At 74.1% G+C, this 21267-nt stretch carries 12 protein-coding genes; 3 read left to right on the top strand and 9 right to left on the bottom strand.

Features of this window, described 5'->3' with window-relative positions; translation table 11 throughout:
* Nucleotides 1-51: 51 nt before the first annotated feature.
* The 7 genes from ACH4UK_RS10535 to ACH4UK_RS10505 form a co-directional block, all read right to left on the bottom strand.
* A complete protein-coding gene (locus ACH4UK_RS10535) occupies nucleotides 52-2622 on the bottom strand; it encodes an amino acid adenylation domain-containing protein (protein WP_398355623.1) in 2571 nt (856 codons plus the stop codon).
* Between the two features lie 37 nt (nucleotides 2623-2659).
* On the bottom strand, nucleotides 2660-3502 hold the full coding sequence (locus ACH4UK_RS10530) for an SDR family oxidoreductase (RefSeq protein WP_398355622.1): 843 nt from the start codon (nucleotides 3500-3502) through the stop codon (nucleotides 2660-2662).
* Nucleotides 3499-4233, bottom strand: a complete 735-nt coding sequence (locus ACH4UK_RS10525; protein ID WP_398355621.1) for a thioesterase II family protein — start codon at nucleotides 4231-4233, stop codon at nucleotides 3499-3501. Before ACH4UK_RS10525 ends, ACH4UK_RS10530 begins: the two co-directional genes overlap by 4 nt.
* 65 nt (nucleotides 4234-4298) lie before the next feature.
* Nucleotides 4299-5597, bottom strand: a complete 1299-nt coding sequence (locus tag ACH4UK_RS10520) for a M18 family aminopeptidase (RefSeq protein ID WP_398355620.1) — start codon at nucleotides 5595-5597, stop codon at nucleotides 4299-4301.
* Nucleotides 5594-11245: a MupA/Atu3671 family FMN-dependent luciferase-like monooxygenase gene (locus ACH4UK_RS10515; RefSeq protein ID WP_398355619.1), complete on the bottom strand. Its 5652-nt coding sequence runs from the start codon at nucleotides 11243-11245 to the stop codon at nucleotides 5594-5596. Before ACH4UK_RS10515 ends, ACH4UK_RS10520 begins: the two co-directional genes overlap by 4 nt.
* Nucleotides 11242-14409, bottom strand: coding sequence for a type I polyketide synthase (locus tag ACH4UK_RS10510; protein ID WP_398355618.1), 3168 nt, complete (start codon nucleotides 14407-14409; stop codon nucleotides 11242-11244). The genes ACH4UK_RS10515 and ACH4UK_RS10510 overlap by 4 nt, the downstream gene beginning before the upstream one ends.
* Entirely contained in the window at nucleotides 14354-15763 is a 1410-nt protein-coding gene (locus tag ACH4UK_RS10505) for an MFS transporter (RefSeq protein WP_398355725.1), read from the bottom strand. Before ACH4UK_RS10505 ends, ACH4UK_RS10510 begins: the two co-directional genes overlap by 56 nt.
* A gap of 82 nt (nucleotides 15764-15845) precedes the next feature.
* Between ACH4UK_RS10505 and ACH4UK_RS10500 the strand changes: the two genes are divergently transcribed.
* On the top strand, nucleotides 15846-16847 hold the full coding sequence (locus tag ACH4UK_RS10500) for a LuxR C-terminal-related transcriptional regulator (RefSeq protein ID WP_398355617.1): 1002 nt from the start codon (nucleotides 15846-15848) through the stop codon (nucleotides 16845-16847).
* A 162-nt stretch (nucleotides 16848-17009) separates the two neighbouring features.
* Here ACH4UK_RS10500 and ACH4UK_RS10495 read toward each other — a convergent pair whose 3' ends face one another.
* Nucleotides 17010-18680 carry a fumarate hydratase gene (locus ACH4UK_RS10495; RefSeq protein ID WP_398355616.1) on the bottom strand — a complete coding sequence of 557 codons (1671 nt, stop codon included), beginning with the start codon at nucleotides 18678-18680 and terminating at the stop codon, nucleotides 17010-17012.
* A gap of 195 nt (nucleotides 18681-18875) precedes the next feature.
* Between ACH4UK_RS10495 and ACH4UK_RS10490 the strand changes: the two genes are divergently transcribed.
* Together ACH4UK_RS10490 and ACH4UK_RS10485 are read left to right on the top strand one after the other, a co-directional pair.
* Nucleotides 18876-19571 (top strand): DUF1707 domain-containing protein, encoded by a 696-nt coding sequence (locus ACH4UK_RS10490; RefSeq protein ID WP_398355615.1) that lies wholly within the window; start codon nucleotides 18876-18878, stop codon nucleotides 19569-19571.
* A gap of 164 nt (nucleotides 19572-19735) precedes the next feature.
* Nucleotides 19736-20107 (top strand): WhiB family transcriptional regulator, encoded by a 372-nt coding sequence (locus ACH4UK_RS10485; RefSeq protein ID WP_398355614.1) that lies wholly within the window; start codon nucleotides 19736-19738, stop codon nucleotides 20105-20107.
* Between the two features lie 95 nt (nucleotides 20108-20202).
* Here the strand turns inward: ACH4UK_RS10485 and glpX are convergent, their stop codons facing one another.
* On the bottom strand, nucleotides 20203-21234 hold the full coding sequence (glpX, locus tag ACH4UK_RS10480; protein WP_097870696.1) for a class II fructose-bisphosphatase: 1032 nt from the start codon (nucleotides 21232-21234) through the stop codon (nucleotides 20203-20205).
* Nucleotides 21235-21267: the final 33 nt, after the last annotated feature.

The following is a 21267-nucleotide window of genomic DNA, read 5'->3' as shown; positions in this document are numbered from 1 at the left end:
GGTGCGGCCGCCCCTTCGCTCACGCCGCCGAGGCGTCGGCCGCCCCCTCGCTCACGCCTGCGCGGCCAGCGCCTCGGACAGCGCCCCCAGCGTCGGCGTCAGATACAGCTGGCGCAGCGGCACACCGGGCAGCCCGCGCTCCCGGGCGAGCGCGCCGATCCGGATCGCGTACAGCGAATTGCCGCCCAGGTCCCAGAAGTCGTCGTCCGGGCCGATCGCCTCGACGCCGAGCACCTCCCGCCAGATGGCGGCGAGGACGGCGGCGGGACCGGCCTCGTGGGACGCTTCGCCGGGCGCTGCGGCCGGGGTCCGGCGGGTTCCGGGCGCGGGCAGCCGGGCCGGGTCCAGCTTGCCGTTCGCGGTGAGGGGGAGGGCCGGCAGCACGGTCACCGTCGCGGGCACCATGTGCGGGGGCAGCAGCCGCGCCGCCCGCTCCCGTACGGGGCCGGGGTCCTCGCCCGCTCCCGGGGCCGGGACCACGTACGCGTCGATCCGCACGGCCGCCGCGTCCCCGTCCGCGCCGCCGGTCACGGTGACCGCCGCCGCCGACACCGCCGGGTCCTCGAGCAGCACGTGCCGGATCTCGCCCGGCTCGATCCGGAAGCCCCGCACCTTCACCTGGTCGTCGATCCGGCCCAGGTGCTCCAGGGACCCGTCCGGCAGCAGCCGCCCCAGATCCCCGCTGCGGTAGAGCCGGCCGCCGCCCCGCGGGTCGGGGACGAAGCGTTCGGCGGTCAGGGCGGGCCGGTTCAGATAGCCCAGCGCCACGCCCGCCCCGCCCACATGGATCTCCCCGGGCGCGCCCGGCGGCACCGGCCGGCCGTGCGGGTCCAGCACCCGCACCGACCAGCCGGGCAGCGGCCGCCCCACCGACCGGGATCCGGCGAGCGCCTCGCGGCGGGTCACCGTGGCCGCCGTGACATGGACCGTCGTCTCGGTGATCCCGTACATGTTGACCAGCCGGCAGCGGTCCTCCGGGTGCCGGTCGAACCAGTCGAGCAGCGGGCGGGCGTCCAGCGGTTCGCCGCCCAGCACCACCAGCCGGACGCCCACCGCCCCGGGCGCGGCCCGGTCGGCCGCCGCGAGCTGGGTGAACGCCGACGGGGTCTGGCTCAGCACGCTCACCCGCTCCCGTACCAGCAGGGCGTGGAAGTCCTGCGGCGAGCGCGTGGTCCAGTGGTCCACGACCACCAGCCGCCCGCCCGTCAGCAGGGCGCCCCAGATCTCCCACACCGAGAAGTCGAACGCCGCCGAGTGGAAGCACGTCCAGATGTCATCGGGGGAGAGGCCGAAGTCGTCCCGGACCGCGCCGACCAGGGCCGTGACGTTGGCGTGCGGGACGAGGACGCCCTTGGGGCGACCGGTCGAGCCCGAGGTGTGGATGACGTACGCGGGGGCGTCGGACCCCTGCCGCTCGGCGGCGGGGCGGGGCGGGTGGCCGATGAGCGGGGCCGGGTCCCGGACCGTCAGCCGGATCCCCGCGTCCCGCGCGGTGCGCTCCCGCCGGTCCGCCGGATGCTCCGGATCCAGCGGTACGTAGCCGGCGTCCGCCTTCAGCACGGCGAGCATCGCCGCCACCAGATCCGTCGAGCGGGGCAGGCAGAGCCCGACGAGATCGCCGGGGCGGACCCCGTGGGCGTACAGCCCGTCGGCCAACGCCTCGGCCCGGTCGTCGAGTTCGGCGTAGGAGAGGGTGGTGGACCCGGCGGTGAGCGCGGGGGCGTCCGGGCGGGCGGCGGCCTGCGCGGCGAAGGCCTCGTCGACGCGGAGGGGGGCCGGCGCCTCGCGCGGCGCGCCGAAGGCCGGCTGTTCCGCCGACTCCGCCTCGCTCAGCGGATTCAGCGCGGACAGCGGCGTGCTGGGCGGGCGGGTCGTCAACTGCCGGAGCACCCGCTCCACGTGGTGGGCCGGTACGGGGAGCCGGTCCGGGCCGGCCGGCAGCACGGCCGCCCCGTCGCCCGCCACCAGACCCGGTACGGGCGGCTCGTCGCCCTCGGCCGGGGCAGCCGGCTCGGTGGCGAGCAGATCCGCGACCGTGCGTCCCGGGGAGAGGTCCGCCGTGAACACCGCGTACCCGTCGAGCGCCCCCAGCGCGTACGGAGACCGGTCCCGGGCGGGTACGGGCACGGCGACGCGGACGGTGACCGCGCCCTCGTACCGCCCGACGGTGACCGCGAGCGCCGAGGCGAGCCGCCGGGTCCTCTCGTCCAGGCGCAGGTCCAGGGGGAGCGGCCCGTCGACCGGCGTCACCGCGTCCGGGGCCAGGTCGCCCCGCAGCACCCGGGCGACGAGCCGCAGCGCGGGGGCGTCCAGCGCGGCTCCGTCGGCGGTCAGCACGAGGTCGGGGCCCCCGGCCGCCTCCTGACCCCGCTCGTCCGCGTACCGCAGCAGCACCGCGCGCAGCCGGTGGCCGGGGGCGACCGGGCGGCGGGCCTCGGCCGCGCGCCGCCGGGCGGCGGCGTCGGATCCGGCCGGGGCGGGCACGGCCTCCGTCCACAGCCGGGGGCGGCGCTCCCCGGGCCACCACCGCTCCGCCGCCGTGGCAAGGACGGCGCGGAGCGCGGTGTCGGCGGCGGTCGGCGGCAGGCGGACCGTCAGGGTGTGATGGGAAGCAGGCGGCACGTGCGCAACTCCTCGACCGGGGAAGGGAGAACGGCGGTCAGCGGGCGGTGAAACCGCCGTCCACGGTGATGACGCTGCCGGTCACCTGCCGGGACGCGTCCGAGGCCAGCCAGAGCACGGCGTCCGCCACATCACCCGGCTCCACCAGCGCGTTCATCGGCTGGTCCCGGACGAAGGCCGTCTCGTGCTCGGCGACCGGCACCTCCAGCGAGCGGGCGATCTCGGCCAGCATCCGGCCCTCCATCGCCTCGTCGTCCCGCACCGAGCCCGGACACACCGCGTTGACCCGGACCTTGCGGGGCGCGTAGTCCAGGGCCACCGCCTTCGTCAGGCCGACCAGCCCGTGCTTGGCCGCGACATACCCCGCGAAGTGCCGGTAGCCCACCAGCCCGGCCGTCGAGGCGATGTTGACGATCGAACCGGACCCCTGAGCGGCCATCCGGCCGCCCACCGCACGGATCGCCCGCCACGCGCCGCCCAGGTCCACATCGATCATCAGCTGCCACTCGGCCTCGGTGATCTCGTGCGCCGGGCGGCCCGAAGGGGCGGCGATCCCCGCGTTGTTGACCAGCACGTCGATCCGCCCGAAGCGCTCCTCGGCCGCGTCCGCCGCCTCCTGGAGCGCCGCCAGGTCCCGGACGTCGGCCTGCCGGGTCAGCACGGCGGACCCCGCCTCGCGGCAGAGGCGCGCGGTGTGCGCGAGCTGCGAGGCCGAACCGAGCGGATAGGGCACCCCGGGCAGCTCGCCCGCCACGTCCAGCAGCACCAGGTCCGCACCCTCCCGGGCGAGGGCCAGCGCACAGGCCCGGCCGAGACCGCGCGCCGCCCCCGTGACCAGGGCCGTCCGCCCGGCGAGCGGCGCTCCGCCGCCGCGGTTCACCGGCCCCTCGCCGTGCGCACCTCGGCGGCCACCAGCTCCAGCAGCGCGCCCGGCCGTTCGGTGAGATACATGTGCCCGCCGGCCGGTTCGGCCACGGTCAGCTTCCCCGTCGTCGCCCGGCCCCACTCGGCCGCCTCCGCCGCCCCGACCAGGGCGTCGTCCCGCCCCCGGACCGAGACGACGGGCACGCCCAGGGGCCGGTCCGTGGACGGGGCGTACGTCTCGTGGAGCTGGACGTCCGCCCGGAGCGTCGGCAGCAGCAGCTCCCGCATCTCCGGGTCAGCCAGCGCCGGATGGTCGTACCCGGCGAACGCCCGGACCCGGGTGGCGAACTCCTCGTCCGGCAGCCCGCCCGCCCGGTCCGTGCGCGGCGTCCACGGACCGGGCGCGCCGCTGACGACGAGCGCGTCCAGGCGGATCGCCCCGCCCGGCCGCTCGAGCCGGTGCGCCAGTTCGTACGCGAGGACCGCGCCCATGCTGTGCCCGAACAGCACGACCGGGCCGCCGCTTCCGTCCTCTCCTGCGAGAGCCGCCGTCAGCTGCGCGTACGCGTCGTCGACGGCCGGGGCCACCGAGGTGTACGCGGGCTCGGGGAACCGCTTCTCGCGGCCCGGCAGGGACACCGGGAGGATCCGCAGACCCGCCGGCGCCAGCCGCTGCCAGGGCGTGAAGAAGGAGGGGCCCGCCCCGGCGAAGGGCAGGCAGATGAGGACGGTCTCTTCGTCGGCCACGGTCGTTCCTGTTCTCTGCTGTTCGTCCGGATCCCGCGCTGGTCGGAGAAGCCCGGGAGGGCCTGTCAGTCCCCGACCATGATCGTGGTGAGGATCGCGGTGAGATAGCCCGGGTCGTCCACTCCGCACAGCTCGCGCGCCGAGTGCATCGAGAGCCCCGGCACCCCGACGTCCACCGTGGTGACGCCGAGACGGGCCGCCGTGAGCGGGCCGATCGACGTGCCGCAGGGCATCGCGTTGTTGGAGACGAACGGCTGCCAGGGGGCCCCGGCCCGTTCGGCGGCCGCCCGGAACACCGCGATGCCGGTGGAGTCGGTGGCGTACCGCTGGTTGACGTTCACCTTGACCGTGGGTCCGCCGCCCGGCAGCGGGCGGTGGTCGGGGTCGTGCCGCTCCGCGTAGTTGGGGTGCACCGCGTGCGCCATGTCGGCCGAGATGCAGAACGCGCCCGCCAGCGCCCGCGACCAGTCCTCCTCGCTGCCGCCGCGCGCGGAGACGGACCGCGACAGGATCCGCTCCAGCAGCGGGCTCTGCGCACCCGTCTCGGAACCGCTGCCGACCTCCTCGTGGTCGAAGGCGGCCAGCACCGGCACGAACGAGGGCTGGGTGGCTCCCGTCGCCGCGTCCACCAGCGCGGTCACCCCGGCGTGCACCGAGACCTGGTTGTCCAGCCGGGAGGCGACCACGAACTCCCGGTCCACGCCCAGGTATCCGGGCGGCTGGACATCGTGCAGCATCAGATCCCAGCCCAGCACGTCCGCCGGGTCCTCCCCGGCGGCGGCCGCGACCCGGCGCAGCAGCTCGCCCTCCCGCGGCTCGCCCAGCGCCCAGATCGGCGCGATGTGCCGCTGCCGGTCCAGCACCACGCCCTCGTTCACCGAACGGTCCAGGTGGATGGCCAACTGGGGCACCCGCAGCAGGGGTTCGTCGATCTGGACGAGCCGGTTGCGCACCCCGTCGGGGCCGCGCAGCGCGAGCCGGCCGGAGATGCCCAGATCCCGGTCGAGCCAGGTGTTCAGCGGGACCCCGCCGTAGATCTCCACCCCGATCTGCCGCCACCCCGCGGACCCGGTGTCCGGTGCGGGTTTGATCCGCAGATTCGGGGAGTCGGTGTGGGTGCCGACGATCCTGAACGGGGTGTGGGCGGGCGCGCCCTCGGGGACGTACCAGGCGATCAGCGCACCGGCGCGGCTGACGAAGCAGCCGCCGGTCGCCCCCGTCCAGTCGTCCGTGCCGCGCAGTTCGCGGAAGCCGGCCTTCTCCAGGCGCTGGGCCGCGCCGGCCACCACGTGGTAGGGGGAGGGGCTGGCGGCGATGAAGGAGAGCAGGTCGTCGGTGTGGCTGCGGTGGGGGGCCGGAGTCATACGGCGTCCGCCTTTCCGGTGTTCGGCAGTGACTGAGAAGGGTGCGCATCGAGGAGTTCCCGCACCGGTCGGTCGGGGCGGGCGCAGAACTCCGCGAGCAGGTCGGTGTACGACGAGAGAAGGTCGTGGGCGGTCTGGTGATCCCACAGGTCGGTGGAGAATTCCAGGAACGTTCGATAACCCTTCGCGGGGTCCCGGCGCGGCGCAAGCCCGAAACACAGCTCGCTGCGGGAAAGCGGCGGTGCCAGATCGGCCACCTCGACCCGGAGGCCGGGGATCTCGATGTCCGTGTCGACGGAGTTCTGGAACGCCAGGACGTGCGGCACCCGGTCGGGGACGCTGACAGCGCCCGCGTCCCGCATCGCCTGCATGATGCGTGCGGTGGGCAGCACCTGCGCCATGGCACCGAGCGCGCCCGTGCCCGTACGGACCGCGAGCTCCGCGCAACTCTCGTCAAAATTGGCTGAATCCAGTCGTACGCGGACCATCACCGCGGTGGACGTCATCGCCACGAGCGACTCCGAAGCGGTGCCCTCGCGGTTGGCGTACGGCACGCTGAGCAAGGTGTCCGGTTCCCCCGAAAGCCGGGTCAGGAACACGCCGAGAGCCGCCGCCGCGACCGCGAACGGGGTGGTGCGCCGGTCGGCCGCCAGCTCCTCCACCGCCGCCCGCACCGCACCCGACGCGACCCCGCGCACCGTGTCCCCGTGCCCGCTCAGCTTCTGCGGACGCGGTCGGTCCGTCGGTACGGGGACGGCGGCCGGCACCCCGTCCAGATAGCGGGCGCAGAACGCGGCCCGTTCCGCCTCGGCGTCGGGATCGTGGTGCTCCCGCTGCCACCGGGCGTACCCGGGCGCCTGCATCGCCGGATCGGGCAGGCCGTGCGGGACGCCCGCGGCGGCCGCCGTGTACAGGGCGGCGATCTCCGCGAGCAGCACGGACAGCGACCAGCCGTCGGCACAGATGTGGTGCAGGACGAACATCAGCTCCCAGCGGTCCTCCTCGACCCGCAGCAGCCGCACCCGGGGCAGCAGGGGCCGGCCCAGGTCGAAGGGGGCCGCCGCGTCCGCCCGGCACAGGGCGTCCGCACGGGCTTGCCGCTCACCGGCCGGCCGTGCGGTCAGGTCCTCCACCGGCAGCGCCACCGGCTTTGCCGCCGTCACCTCCTGCCACCACGGCCCGTCCGGCGCGCCCTCCTGCGCGAACCGGGTCCGCAGCCCGTCGTGCCGGGCGATCACCTCGGACACGGCGGACCGCAGGGCCGCCGGATCCAGCGCCCCGGTGAACGTGATCCGCGTCGGCACGTTCCACACGGCGGGGTCGGGCACGGCGTGGTGCCCGGCGATCATCCGGGCCTGCTGGTCGCTGACGGGTGCGCGGTCGACGGCCGCCTCCGCCGCCTCCGGGTCCTCGCCCGTCTCTGCCGCCACCGGCTCCCCGGCTGCCTCGGCCGCATCGGGGTCCCCGCCCGCCAACTGCTCCGTCATGGCCCGCAGGCTGGCGTCGGCGAAGAAGTCCGCCAGCGGGTAGTCGACGCCCAGGGTGTCCCGGACCCGGTTCACCAGCCGGATCGCGGCGATCGAATTGCCGCCCAGGTCGAAGAAGTTGCCCTCCGCGGGGAAGCCGCGCAGATCCAGGACGGACTCCCAGACCTCGCGCAGGAGCCCGGCGGTACCGGCGGCCGCGCCCGGTCCGGAGTCCGCGGCGGCGACCGGACCGGGGCTCGCCGTCAGAGCGTCCAACCGCTCGGCCAGCTCCGCGAGATACCCCTGCGCCGTCGCCGCCTCGAACAGGTCCGCGTCGTAGCGCAGTCGCAGCCGCAGGCCCCCGTCCCGGGCGAGGGTGGCCATCAGCGCCAGCTCCAGCGGCGCGGACTCCGTCCCGGCCGCCACTTCCTGCGCCCGCAGCCCCGGCAGATCGATTCCGGCCAGCGCCGCACGGTCCAGATCGACCGAAACGGTCACCAGCGGCCGCGGATTCCCCGGGTCCGGATGGACGGCTGCCAGCAGCGCGTCCAGGTCCACCCCGCTGTGCTCGTCCGCCGCGAACAGCGCCCGGCCGGTGGCCCGTGCGGCCTCCGCCGGCGAGGTCGCGTCCGTGGCGGACAGCAGGAGCGGCAGCAGCGCCACATGGAAGCCGACCGCGTCAGCCGTCTCGGGCCGGCGCCGCCCGAACGTCGTGCCCAGCAGGAACGCGTCCTGCCCCGACCGCCGCCGCAGCACCTGCTGCCAGGCCGTGCACAGGGTGGCGAACAGGGTCACGCCCTGCTGCCCGCTCCACTCCCGCAGCCCCGCCGCCCGCTCCCGGTCCACGGTCCGGACCACCGCACCGCCGCGCCCCGCCACCCGGCGGCCGCGCGGCCGGTCCGTCGGCAGCGCCAGTACCGGCGGTCCCTCGCCCAGCAGCTCGCGCCACCAGGCCAGGCCGGCCGCGTCACGCGGCGGCTCGGGGGCCCCGACGGTCGTCCCGGCGGGCCGCTCGAAGACCGGCGGCCGTCCGGCGCGGGCCGCCGTGTACAGCTCCTGGAGGTCTCCGGCGACCAGGGCGGCCGAGTGCGCGTCCGTGATGATGTGGTGCATACCGAGGACCAGGACGTGATCGTCCTTCGCCAGCCGGAGCAGCCGGGGCGTGAACAGCGGCCCCTCGGCCAGGTCGTAGGCCCGGTGGCTCTCCTCGGAGAGCAGCGCAGCGACCGCCTCCTCCGGGCCCTGCCCCCGGGCGTCGGACACCGCCAACGGGATGCGGAGCCCCTCGCGGACGACCTGGACGACGCCCGCCTCGTCCGCGCCCCGGAACACCGTACGGAGCCCCGGGTGCCGCTCGACCACCCCGTCGACCGCCGCCCGCAGCGCCGCCACGTCCAGCGGCCCGCGCAGCCGTACGGCCTGCGTCTCGTTGTACGCCGCCGGGTTCTCCATCAACTGCGCGGCCAGCCACAGCCGGCGCTGCGCCGAGGTCGCGGGCGCGACCGTGTCCCCGAGCCCGGCATCGCGCTCCCGCGTCCGGCGGCGCAGGACGTCCAGCCGCTCCAGCCCCGACCGCAGCCGCTCCCGGTCCATCCCGAAGTCGACCAGGGCGGCGATCTCGTCCACCCCGGCCCCGTGCAGCGCGGCCACGAACGGGGCGACGCTGTCCGGCGTGCCGATCAGGGCCCGCTGGTCGCAGTAGCGGTCGTAGGCCCGGCGGAACAGGTAGTCCAGGTCCTCCTCGCTCGCCGCCGCCACGTCCTCGCGCCGCTGCCCCGCCGCGGTGGCCGCCGAGCGCATCAGCAGCGCGGACCGCAGATACCGCACCATCGGCTCCAGCGCCTCGGCCCGCGCGGTGGCGTGGTCGTCGGCGAGATACGTGTGCACCAGGACCGTCACCCGCCCGGCCGCCGGGTCGAGACCGCACCGCGCACGCGTGCGCCGGTAGTGCGCGACGTTCGCGGCCAGCTCGTCCACCGTCTGGCTCATCAGGTTGGTGACGACCCCGAGCCCGCGCCGGGCCGCGTCCTCGTACGATGCGCGCTGCCCGGAGGTGGCCAGGAAGAACGGCGGCTCCTCCTGCACCGGGCGCGGGCGGATGTGGATCTCCGCCTCCGTGCCCTCGCCGGTGCGCCGCCGCACCGCTTCCCCGCGCCACAGCCGGCGCACCTCGTCGAGGTGGTCGAAGGCGATGCGCCGCCGGTCCGCGAACCGGTCCGGGTGCAGGGCGAAGTCCCGGGCATGCCAGCCGGTGGCGCAGCCGATGCCGACCCGGCCGCCGGAGATGTTGTCGACCACCGACCACTCCTCGGCGACCCGCACCGGATCGTGCAGCGGCAGGACGACCGAGCCCGCGTTGATCCGGATGCGCTCCGTCTCCCGGGCCACGGCGGAGGCGAGCACGGCGGGGTTGGGGAAGATCCCGCCGAAGGAGTCGAAGTGCCGTTCGGGCAGCCAGACGGAGGAGAAGCCGCGCTCGTCGGCGAAGCGCGCGGTCTCGAAGACGGTGTCGTACGCCTGCGGGGTGCCGCTCCCGCCGGCCCCGCCGGTCTCGGCGCTCTCGGCGGTCTGTGGGTAGTCGCCGAAGAAGTAGACGCCGAAGTCGGGTGCCGGGCGCGGTACTTCGGTCCGCTTCACGGCCGCCGGGCGGGCGGGGCGGGGGAAGAACCCGCCGTCGCGCAGTTCCCGCAGCGAGCCCTCCACCGCCTCCGCGACCCGGTCCACCTCTTCGTCCGTGTGGGCGGTGGAGAGGTAGAAGCTGCGCCACTCCCAGACGTACACCCCGCGCAGTTGGAGGTGGTGGTAGAGCAGCTCCAGGTCGGCGCGGTGCCGGAACCGGAACATCGACCCGAAGTGGGCCAGCTCCAGCGGGAACTCCTCGTCGCGGAAGAAGGCGTTGAGCCGGTCCGCGAGCGCCTGCGTGCGGGCGTTCAGCCCGCTCTGGAGCCCGGGGCCCCGCTCGGTGAGGTGGGTGAGCACCGCGCGGGCCGCCGCCATCGACAGCGGATGCTGCATGTAGGTGCCGCCGATGAACGTGGTCTCGCGCGAGGGCCCGCCGGCCTCCCCGTACCGCCAGAACCCGCCGTCCACCCCGTCGAGCAGATCCGCCCGCCCCGCCACCGCGCCGATCGGGAAGCCGGCCCCGAGCGCCTTGCCGTACGTGGCGAGGTCCGGCACCACCCCGAAGTGCTCCTGTGCGCCGCGCGGGTGCGGCCGCAGTCCCGTCAGCATCTCGTCGAAGAGCAGCACGATGCCCCGGCGGGCGGTGAGTTCGCGCAGCGACCGGACGAACTCCACCGGCCGCAGCCCCGGATTGCGGCACTGCACGGGCTCGACGAGCACGGCGGCGATCGTGTCCCCGAGCCCGTCGATCGTCTCCAGGGCCTCCTGGGTCCCGTACTCCAGCACGATCAGCTCCGCCACCGCGCTGGCCGGGATGCCCCGCGAGACGGGCACGGCGGGCCGGCCGGGACCGCCCGGCCGGCCGAGGACGGAGTCGATGTGCCCGTGGTACGAGCCCCGGAACATGACGACCTTGTCGCGCCCGGTCGCGGCGCGCGCCAGCCGGATCGCCGCCGAGTTCGCCTCCGTGCCGGACGAGGCGAAGGCGACCCGCTCCATCCCGGTCAGCGAGGCGAGCAGGGCCGCCGCCTCCCCGGTGTCCGGCGACCGGGGCCCGAAGCGCAGCCCGCCGGAGAGGTGGCGGCGCACGGCGTCCGTGACCGGCTCCGCCTCATGGCCCAGGAGCAGGGCGCCGAAGCCCATGGTGATGTCGGTGTACGTGTTGCCGTCCACGTCGGTCAGACGGGAGCCGTGCGCGGAGCTCGCCGCGATCGGGTAGAGCATCTCCTTGGTGGCGTTGCGGAACCCCACGACGGCCCGGCTGTCGGCGAGCACCGAACGGTGGTGCCCGGCCAGCTCCTTGGAGGTCCGGGTGCGCTCGGTGAACCGCCGGATCAGGGAGGCGGTGTGCGCCCGCTGACGCTCGTCGGCCCCCTCCCCGGCCATCCCGCCCGCCGCGTCGACGACGAGACGGGGGCCGTGCGCGGTCTGCCCGGGGTCGGGCCTCGCGTCCGCTGCCGGGGCCCCGCCGCGGGCCGCCGCGAGCTGGTCGGTGAGCCTGCGGGACAGCTCAGCCGCTCTGGCCACGGCGTCGGCCGACCCGCCTGGCGTCGCGCTCATCGCGCGTCCGTGCCGGTGCGGGCGGTCAGCAGTGCGACGGCCTCGGAGAGCTGGGTGAGCATCGCCGCCTGGGTCTCGGCCAGTTGGCGTATCTGCTCGGACAGGGCGGCGACCTCCGCCCGGGTGGCGTACCCGGGCTCGTCGGCCACCGGCGGCGTGGCGTGCGCCGCCTCGGCGGGGCGGGCCGCCGCGGGCGCCGTCCGCCCGGCTATCAGCGCGGCCGTCAGCCGGGGTGTGCCCGCCTCCTCCAGGACCTCCCGCATGCTGATCTCCGTGCCGAACTCGGCCTCCAGCTGCCGCACCATCCCGATGAGCTGGAGTGAGTCCGCCCCCGAGCCGACGAAGGTGCGGTCGGCGGAGACCTCGTCGGGCCGCTGGCCGAGATGGCGCGCGGTCAGCTCCAACACTCTTTCCAGTACGGCCTGTTCGGTCATGCGGTCCTCCGGGGAGCGTGGGGATGGGTGAGCGGTCCCGCCGAGCGGGGCGGGCGGCTCCGTGAGCGGTGCCGGGGGTGCGTACGGGGCCGGGCCCCGCCAGTGGGAGCGGCGCTGGAAGGGGTACGTGGGCAGCCGGACGCGCCGGCCGCCGCAGCCGTCGAGCAGCGCGGCCCAGTCCACCCCGGCCCCGGCGCAGTGCAGTGCGGCCACCGCCCGCTCCCACGGCCGGGTCGGCACGCAGAGCGCCTCCGGCAGCGACCTGCGGACCAGCCCGGTCAGCACGGCGGACGGGCCCAGCTCCAGCAGCAGCGGGGACCCGGCCAGCCGGTCCAGGACGGCGGCGAAGTCGGCCGTACGGCGGGCCTGCGCGACCAGGTACGCGGCGTCCGGCCGCCACCCGGCGGGGCGGACCGTGCCGTCGATTCCGTCGACGAACTCCGTGTGCAGCGGCCGCAGTTCCGTCTTGTCGGCCAGCACCCGGAACTCCTCCAGGGCCGGGTCGAGCAGCGCCGTGTGGAACGCCCGGTCCACCGCCAGCACCTCATGCGGCTCCCCCCGCGCCACCAGCAGTGCCCGCACCGCCTCCACCGCCTCCGGGGGGCCGCCCAGCACATGGTGCGCCGCCCCGTTGACCACGGCGAGCTCCAGCCCGGGGACGGCGGCCAGCAGCTCCCGCACCCGGCTCCGGGGGACCAGGGCGGAGACCATCGCGCCCGGCGCCGCCAGCTCCTGCATCAGCCGCCCGCGCCCGCACACCAGCCGCATCGCGTCGTCGGTGTCCAGCGCCCCGGCCACGCACAGGGCCGCGTACGCGCCGACGCTGTGCCCGGCGACCCGGGCCGGGGTGATCCCGAGCCGCTCCCACAGCCGGGCCTGGGCGACCTGGAGGGCGAACAGGGCGGGCTGCGCGAAGGCGGTGTCCCACTGCCCGGGGCCCCGCCCGCCGACGATCCGGTCCAGGAAGTCGTCCCGGCCGGTCTCCTCCGCGTGGACCCGGGCGCAGGACTCCAGCACCTCGGCCACCACCGGGAAGCGGGCGGCGAGTTCCGCGCCCATGCCGGGGCGTCCGCCGCCCTGCCCGCTGAACAGGAACACCGGCTCCGGATCCCGTACGCCGTCGACGACCCCGGTCGTGTACGCCGCGCCCGCCGGGGCTCCCGACAGGAACGCGTCGAGGCCGGCCACCGGGTCCGCCGTGGTGACGACCAGCCGGTGCGGCAACAGCCGCCGCCCGAGCGCGGTGGTGGTCAGCAGATCGGCGGGGGAGGGGGGCTCTTCGCCCGCCAGGCGGTCCCGCAGCGCGGTGGCGTACGCCCGCAGCGCGTCCCGGTCGGCGGCCGAGACCGGCAGCAGCGCGGGCGCGGGGGCGTCGGCGCGCGTCCTCTCCGCGGCCTCCGGCGTCTGTTCCAGGATCACATGAGCGTTCGTACCGCCCATGCCGATGGAGTGCACACCGGCTCGCCGCACCCCGGCCGACGGCCAGGCGCGCTCCCGCACCGGCAGCAGGAAGGGGCTGTCGTCCACCGCCAGCGCCGGGTTGGGCCGGGAGAAGTTCACCAGCGGCGGGACCACCCCGTGCCGCACCACCTCGACGGCCTTGAGCAGCCCCGCGAGCCCCGCCGCGCTGTCCAGATGGCCGATGGCCGGCTTCGTCGAGCCGAGCGCGCAGAAGCCGGTCCGGTCGGTGTGCGCGCGGAACGCCTCGGTCAGGGCGGCGAACTCGATCGGGTCACCCTTCAACGTCCCCGTGCCGTGCGCCTCCACATAGCCGATCGACGTCGCGTCCACGCCCGCCGAACGCAGCGCCCCGAGCACCGCGTCCCGCTGCCCGGCGACCCCGGGGGCGGCGAACCCCCCTTTGTCCGAGCCGTCGTTGGTGACCGCCGAGCCCAGGATCACCGCGTGCACGGTGTCGCCGTCGGCCAGCGCCCGCTCCAGGGGCTTCAGGAGGACGGCGGCGGCCCCGTTCCCCCCGACCGTGCCGTCCGCGTCCGCGTCGAACGCCCGGACCGTGCCGGTGGGGGAGAGGGTGGAGCCCTTCACCGGGGTCTGGCCGGTGACCTGCGGCAGATGCAGGGCGGCGGAGGCCACCAGCATCAGGTCGGCGTCCCCGGCGCGCAGCGCCTGGCAGGCCAGATGGACCGAGACCAGGGCGCTGGAACAGGCCGTGGACACGGTGAGCGCGGGCCCGGTCAGGCCGAGCCGGAAGGCCGCCCGGGTGGCGGTGAAGTCGGGGTAGTTGCCGACCTGGACCTGCTTGGCGGTCGGCCAGTCGCCCGAGCGGGCCTCGGCCGCCAGGTTCTCCGCCAGATAGCTGTGCAGCGAGTACAGACGGTAGCCGGAGCTGCCGTACACCCCGATCCGTACGGAGCCGCCGTCGCCGCCCGCACCACGGTCCTCGCCGCCCGCGTAGCCCCCGTCCTCCAGGGCGTGGAAACAGCACTCCAGGAACAGCCGCTGCTGCGGATCGGTGAGCTCCGCCTCCCGGCCGCTCATCCCGAAGAACCCGGCGTCGAAGCCGTCCACACCCCTCAGGAGCGCGCTCGCCCCGCCGTACCCCCGCTGCTCGTACTCCGCCGCCGGGACCCCGGCCGCGGCGAACTCGGCCCGGGTGAACCGGCGTACGCGGCTCGTGCCCGTCCGGATGTCGCGCCAGTACGCCTCGGGGGTGTCAGCCCCGGGAAACCTCAGCGCCGTCCCGATCACCGCGATCCGGTCGTCCCTCAACTGACTCTTCCTTTCGCCGCCCCGCATGCTCCGCCCGCCGCACCGCCGCGACCCTCAGCAGGAACACCACGGCGACGACGATGGCGGCGCCGTGGGACCAGCCCACCACAGTCAGTGGGGAGAACCGGTCGAGAGCCGCCGCCACCAGGATCATGCCGATGCCGAAACCGAGGTTCTCGAAGGTGGCCGAAAGACCGAAGGCGTGACCGCGCAAGGTGGCCGGAAGCGTCTGGAGATGCGAGGTGTACGCGACTTCGGTGAGACCGTCGGCAGCCCCCGCGATCAGCGCGATCACCGCCGTCACGGCCAGCGGGAGTCCGGCGAACGCCGCGATGAACGCCGCCGACATCACCACCGTTCCGTAGCCGAATCCGAGCGCCCCCACGGAGCGGCCCGTGCGTTGCGCGTACCGCTGGATCACCTGCTGGGCCCCGATGTTGCCGAGCGCCCACGTACACCAGAACGCGCTGACGAACACCGCGGGGTTCGACGCGTCCAGCGAGGTGGAGTAGATCGGCAGCGCCGCGTTGTGGGACGAGGAACCGAAGGCGTCGACCCCGCGCAGGGCCACCATCAGGCCCAGGCCGGGTGCGGCGGCGAGGGCGAGGAAGGCCACCGGCGTCCACCGCCGCCCGCCCCGGCCGTCCTTGCCGTCCTTCGCCGCCGGGCCGGCGTCCGCCCGCGCGGAGGCGTCCTTCCCGGCCCCCGAGGCGCTGCCCGCGCCCTTGCCGCCCGCGATCGGCAGCAGGGCCACCGTCACCGCACAGGCCACGAAGGTCGCCATGTCGACCAGGAAGGCGGCGGTGTACCCGACGAGGGACACCACCACGCCCGCCGAGGCGAACCCCGCCACCATCGCCAGCGAACGGCCGGTGATCGAAAGGGAGTTGGCCCAGGCCCTGCGGTCCTCGCCGACCATCTCCGGGATCGAGCTGCGCAACGCCACCATGAACAGCGTCCCGCACGCCCCGATCACCACCGAGACGGCCATCAGCGCCCCGGTCAGCAGACCGTCCGGAGCCAGGATGAGCACCAGCATCACGGCGCCCTGCCCGACGTTCGACCACAGCATGATGCTTTTCGCGCTGAAACGGGCGAGCAGACCGCCCACGACCAGACCGGCGACGAATCCGGAGGCGAGCCGCACCGCCATGAACAGCCCCATGGCCAGCGCCCGTCCCGTCGTCTCGTAGACGAAGAGATTGAGCGCCACCATATTCAGGAACGTGCCGTAGGAAGACACCGCATAGCCGGCGACGAGGAATCGAAAACGGCGCTCGGAGACCGCGGTCTCCCGGGCATTGCCGGAGCCGCCGTCCGCCTCGTCCGCCGCCGGCCCGTCCGTGCTGTCGATTCCAGATGTCACCCGGACATCCTCCTTGAGCGCGGGTGCCGGGCGGCGGGCTGCCCATTGCACAAAGGTAATCTGCATCCTTGTGAAGGACGATCATTCCGCCTCACCGGTATGTGATTGCCGTGAATCACCCTCGGACCGGTCGATACCGGAACAACCCTGCGAGGCGGCGCTCGCGACCTATCGCCGTGCGCTGACGGAGGGCAGCCTCCCGGCCGGCGCCGCGCCCCCCTGCCTGCGGTCCCTGCACCTGATGGTGGCCGACCAGGACTCACCCGGCTATCTCATCCCCGTACCGCCGGAGACCGCCTCGTTCGCCGCCCTCGCCCCGATCGAGGAGGCGATCGTCGAGCAGCGCCGCACGCTGCGCGCCGCCCGCGCCACCCTCGCCGCCTTCGAGGGCCTCTACACCGAGGTGCACCGGCAGGAGCGCCCCGCCCTCACCCGGCTCTCCGGCGAGGCCGTCATCAGCAAGGCCCTGGACGCCGGGGTCAGTGGGTGCCGCGCCGAGGTCCGCACCGCCCACCCCGGCGGCGGACGCCCGGCCCACGTCCTCGAGGAGTCGCTCCCGCGCGATCTGGGCAACCTGCGCCGCGGAATCCGGCAGCGCACCCTCTACCAGCACACCGTCCGCTCGGACCGCACCACGCTCGCCTACATCGAGCAGGTGACCGCCGAGGGCGCCGAGATCAGGACCCTGGCCGAGGTCGCGGACCGGTTCATCGTCTTCGACCGGGACCTCGCCTTCATCCCGTTCTCCGACGAACCGCACAGCGCCCTGCGCGTCCAGCACCCGTCCCTGGTCCGCTTCCTGGTCCGCCACTTCGACGAGGCGTGGTCCCGTGCGGTCCCCGTCCGCCCCGAACGCGCGCCGCTGCGCACCCCCGTCGTCACCTCCGACCTCCAGCGCGCGATCCTCCAGGCCGTCGTCAACGGCGAGACCGACGCCTCCATCGCCCGCAGGATCGGTATGAGCCGCCGCAGCGTCGCCGAGCACATGCGCAAGGTCTCCGAGCAGCTGGGCAGCAACAGCCGGGCGCAGCTGGGCTATCTGGTCGCGACCTCGGGCCTGCTGGACGGCTGAGCCCGCTCGATGGTTGAGCCCGCCGGACGGTTGAGCCCGCCGGATGGCCCAGCCCGCCGGATGGCCCAGCCCGCCGGATGGCCCAGCCCGCCGGACGGCCGAGAACGCGCGAAGGGCCCGTCCGCGCGGACGGGCCCCTGCTCCTGGGCGTACGGGACGAGGTCAGCCGAGACCCGGGCCCCGCACCGGAATGCTGGTGAACGTCGGCGCCGGGGCGGGCTCGGTGAAGAAGTCGTTGCCCTTGTCGTCGACCACGATGAACGCGGGGAAGTCCTCGACCTCGATCCGCCAGACCGCCTCCATGCCGAGCTCCTCGTACTCGACGACCTCGACCTTCTTGATGCAGTCCTGCGCGAGGCGGGCCGCCGGGCCGCCGATCGAGCCGAGGTAGAAGCCGCCGTGCGCGTCGCAGGCGTCGGTGACCTGTTTGCTGCGGTTGCCCTTGGCGAGCATCACCTTCGAGCCGCCCGCCGCCTGGAACTGCTCGACGTAGGAGTCCATGCGGCCGGCCGTCGTCGGGCCGAAGGAGCCGGAGGCGTACCCCTCGGGCGTCTTCGCCGGGCCCGCGTAGTACACCGGGTGGTCCTTCAGGTACTGCGGCATCTCCTCGCCCGCGTCCAGCCGCTCCTTGATCTTGGCGTGCGCGATGTCGCGCGCCACGACCAGCGGGCCGGTCAGCGACAGCCGGGTCTTGACCGGGTACTTGGTCAGCTCGGCCAGCACCTCGTCCATCGGCCGGTTGAGGTCGATCTCCACGACGTCCCCGCCCGCCCCGTCGAGGTGCTCGTCGGTGGTGTCGGGGAGGAAGCGCGCCGGGTCCTTCTCCAGCTGCTCCAGGAAGACGCCCTCGGCGGTGATCTTCGCGGTGGCCTGGCGGTCCGCCGAACAGGAGACGGCGATGGCGACGGGCAGGGACGCGCCGTGCCGGGGGAGGCGCACCACGCGCACGTCGTGGCAGAAGTACTTGCCGCCGAACTGCGCGCCGATCCCGATCTTCTGCGTCAGCTCGAAGACCTTCTCCTCCAGCTCCTTGTCCCGGAAGCCGTGCCCGGTGGGGGAGCCCTCGGCGGGCAGCTCGTCCAGGTAGTGCGCGGAGGCGTACTTGGCGGTCTTCAGCGCGAACTCCGCCGACGTGCCGCCGACCACGATCGCCAGGTGGTACGGCGGGCAGGCCGCGGTCCCCAGCGAACGGATCTTCTCCTCCAGGAACTTCATCATGGAGGTCTCGTTCAGGACGGCCTTCGTCTCCTGGTAGAGGAACGACTTGTTGGCCGAGCCGCCGCCCTTCGCCATGAACAGGAACTTGTACGCGCCGCCGTCGGTGGCGTACAGCTCGATCTGGGCCGGGAGGTTGGAGCCGGTGTTCTTCTCGTCCCACATGGTCAGCGGGGCCATCTGCGAGTAGCGCAGGTTGAGCTTGGTGTACGCGTCGAAGATCCCGTGCGACAGGGCCTCCTCGTCACCGCCCTCGGTCAGCACGTTCTGCCCGCGCTTGCCCATGACGATCGCCGTACCGGTGTCCTGGCACATCGGCAGGACGCCCGCGGCGGCGATGTTCGCGTTCTTCAGGAGGTCCAGCGCCACGAACTTGTCGTTGGAGGACGCCTCCGGGTCGTCGACGATCCGCCGCAGCTGCGCCAGGTGGGCCGGGCGCAGATAGTGCGAGATGTCGTGCATAGCCTCGGCGGCCAGCGTGCGCAGCGCCTCCGGGGCGACCTTGAGGAACGTGCGGCCGTCGGCCTCGAAGGTGGAGACACCCTCGGCGGTCACCAGACGGTACGGCGTGGTGTCCTCTCCCAGGGGGAGCAGATCGGAGTACGCAAACTCTGGCATTACGGCCATTCCTCACTCGGCGACAGCGGCTGACCTCCCTTGGGCAGCGCATCCACCAGGGTAGAACGCCGCCTCCGGTCCGATCCTGTGAGGTAAGGCTCACCTGGACACCCGCCCGGAGGCCGGGGCTCGGGGGCCGGGGCGCGCCGGTTGAAGGGGTAGTCGCGATCTATCGCGTTTGGGTACGCTGAGTCCGTGGACCTAGAGAAGCAGCCTCAACAGCCTGTCGCGCCGGCCGTCCCGCCGCCCGCCGATGTCCTGGACGGCGACACGATCCGCGCCTCCGACGCCGACCGTGACCGCTTCGCGGACATCCTGCGCGAAGCGATGGCCGAGGGCCGCCTGACGGCGGAGGAGCACGCCGAGCGGGTGGACCTGGTCTACCGGGCCAAGACCGTCGGCGAACTCCAGCCGCTGGTCCGCGATCTGCCCGCGACCTCCGACCCCGCCGCCGCGCGCCCGAACCCGCATCCGTACACCTACGGCCCCGAGGCCCCGGGCGGCCCCGCGGACAATCTCGTCGCGGTCTTCAGCAGCGCGACCCGCAAGGGCCGTTGGCGGGTCGGCGGCCGGACGAACGCCTTCTCGCTCTTCGGCAGTGTGGAGATCGATCTGACCGAAGCGCTTTTCGGCCAACGCCTCACGGTGATCAATGCGACGTCCATCTTCGGCAGTGTCGACATCAGAGTGCCGGAGAACATCTCGCTGCGCGGCAGCGGAACGGGCGTGTTCGGCAGTTTCGAGGTGCGGACGCTCGAATCGGCGGACCCGGAAGCACCGGTCGTCGTGGTGAATGGCTATTCCGTGTTCGGAAGCGTGGAAGCACGTCCGAAGCGCGGCAAGTTCGTCGCCGACCTCCAGAATCGGTTGCGCAAGCACTTCGGCCACTGAATACGGCACGGCGGACGCCCTTCGGTAATCGGCCAGAATGCCGCAGGGCGCAATGCGGTGCGCCGCGCGCCGGTGCCACTCAGTGCATAGGCGTACGCACAGCGGGTAGGGAGTGCTGCATCGTCTCTCGCTCGCGAAGCCGTAGCCGTCGTCAGGAGTAGACCGTGCTGCAACCGCCGCATCAGCCTCTGCAGGTCGCCGCCGTTCCGGCCCAGCGGACCCCCGCTCGGGAGGACGATGCGGGCCCCTGGCATTCCGAGGCGGCCTGCCGCCGTGACGAGGCGGGCCTGTTCTTCGCCCCCTCGAAGGAACCGACCGCCGCCCGGCTGGCCCGCGAGGAGGCCGCGAAGCGGGTCTGTGCCCGGTGCCCGGTCATGGTGGAGTGCCGGGAGCACGCGCTGATGCAGCCCGAGCCGTACGGGGTGTGGGGCGGGCTCACCGCGGCCGAGCGCCGGGTGGCGCTGGCCCGGCGACGACGGCGGGACATCGAGCTCACGGCCGCGACGGCGGCCGAGCACATAGCCGCGGCGGGCTGAGCGTCATACGAAGAGGGAGGGGGTGGGGGAGCGACCGTTCGCTCCCCCACCCCCTCCCTCTCAGCTGTCCTCGGCCACCGGCTATCGGCTACCGGCTACTTCGCGCGGTCGAAGTCGATGGCGCTGTAGGCGCGCAGCTTCGACAGCCGGTGGGTCGAGGAGATCGTCCGGATCGTGCCGGACTTCGACCGCATCACGATCGACTCGGTGGTCGCTTCCTCCGCGCGGTACCGCACACCGCGCATCAGCTCACCGTCGGTGATCCCCGTCGCCACGAAGAACACGTTGTCGCCGCTGACCAGGTCGTCGGTCGACAGCACCCGGTCCAGGTCGTGGCCCGCGTCCAGCGCCCGCTGCCGCTCCGCCTCGTCCTTGGGCCAGAGCTTGCCCTGGATGACACCGCCGAGGCACTTTATGGCGCACGCCGAGATGATGCCCTCGGGCGTCCCGCCGATGCCCATCAGCAGGTCGACGCCGGTGCCCTCGCGGGCCGCCATGATCGAGCCGGCGACATCGCCGTCCGAGATGAACTTGATCCGCGCGCCCGTCTCCCGGATCTCCTTGACGATGCCCTCGTGCCGGGGGCGGTCGAGGATGACGACCGTGACGTCCTCGGGCATGGAGTTCTTCGCCCGTGCCACACGCCGGATGTTCACCGAGACGGGCGCGTTGATGTCGACGAAGTCCGCCGCCTCGGGCCCCGTGACCAGCTTGTCCATGTAGAAGACCGCGGACGGGTCGAACATCGCGCCGCGGTCGGCCGCCGCCAGCACGGCGATGGCGTTCGGCATGCCCTTGGCGTTGAGCGTGGTGCCGTCGATCGGGTCGACCGCGATGTCGACCTCGGCGCCGGTGCCGTCGCCGACCCGTTCGCCGTTGAACAGCATGGGGGCTTCGTCCTTCTCGCCCTCGCCGATGACGACGACGCCGTTCATCGACACGGTCGAGACGAGGGTCCGCATGGCCTTCACGGCGGCGCCGTCGGCGCCGATCTTGTCGCCGCGGCCCACCCAGCGCCCGGCGGCCATGGCGGCGGCCTCGGTGACCCGGACCAACTCCAGGGCCAGGTTGCGGTCGGGGGCCTCCGGGGAGACCTCTAGCTGGGACGGCAGATGATGCTCGGACATCGGAGCGCACCTTTCTGTACGGCGACGACCGGA

Origin of the sequence: Streptomyces sp. NPDC020884 (assembly GCF_044333935.1) — a bacterium.
Lineage (GTDB): Bacteria > Actinomycetota > Actinomycetes > Streptomycetales > Streptomycetaceae > Streptomyces.
Note: the sequence above shows the minus strand (reverse complement) of the source record. Positions and strands in the feature narration are given on the sequence as shown.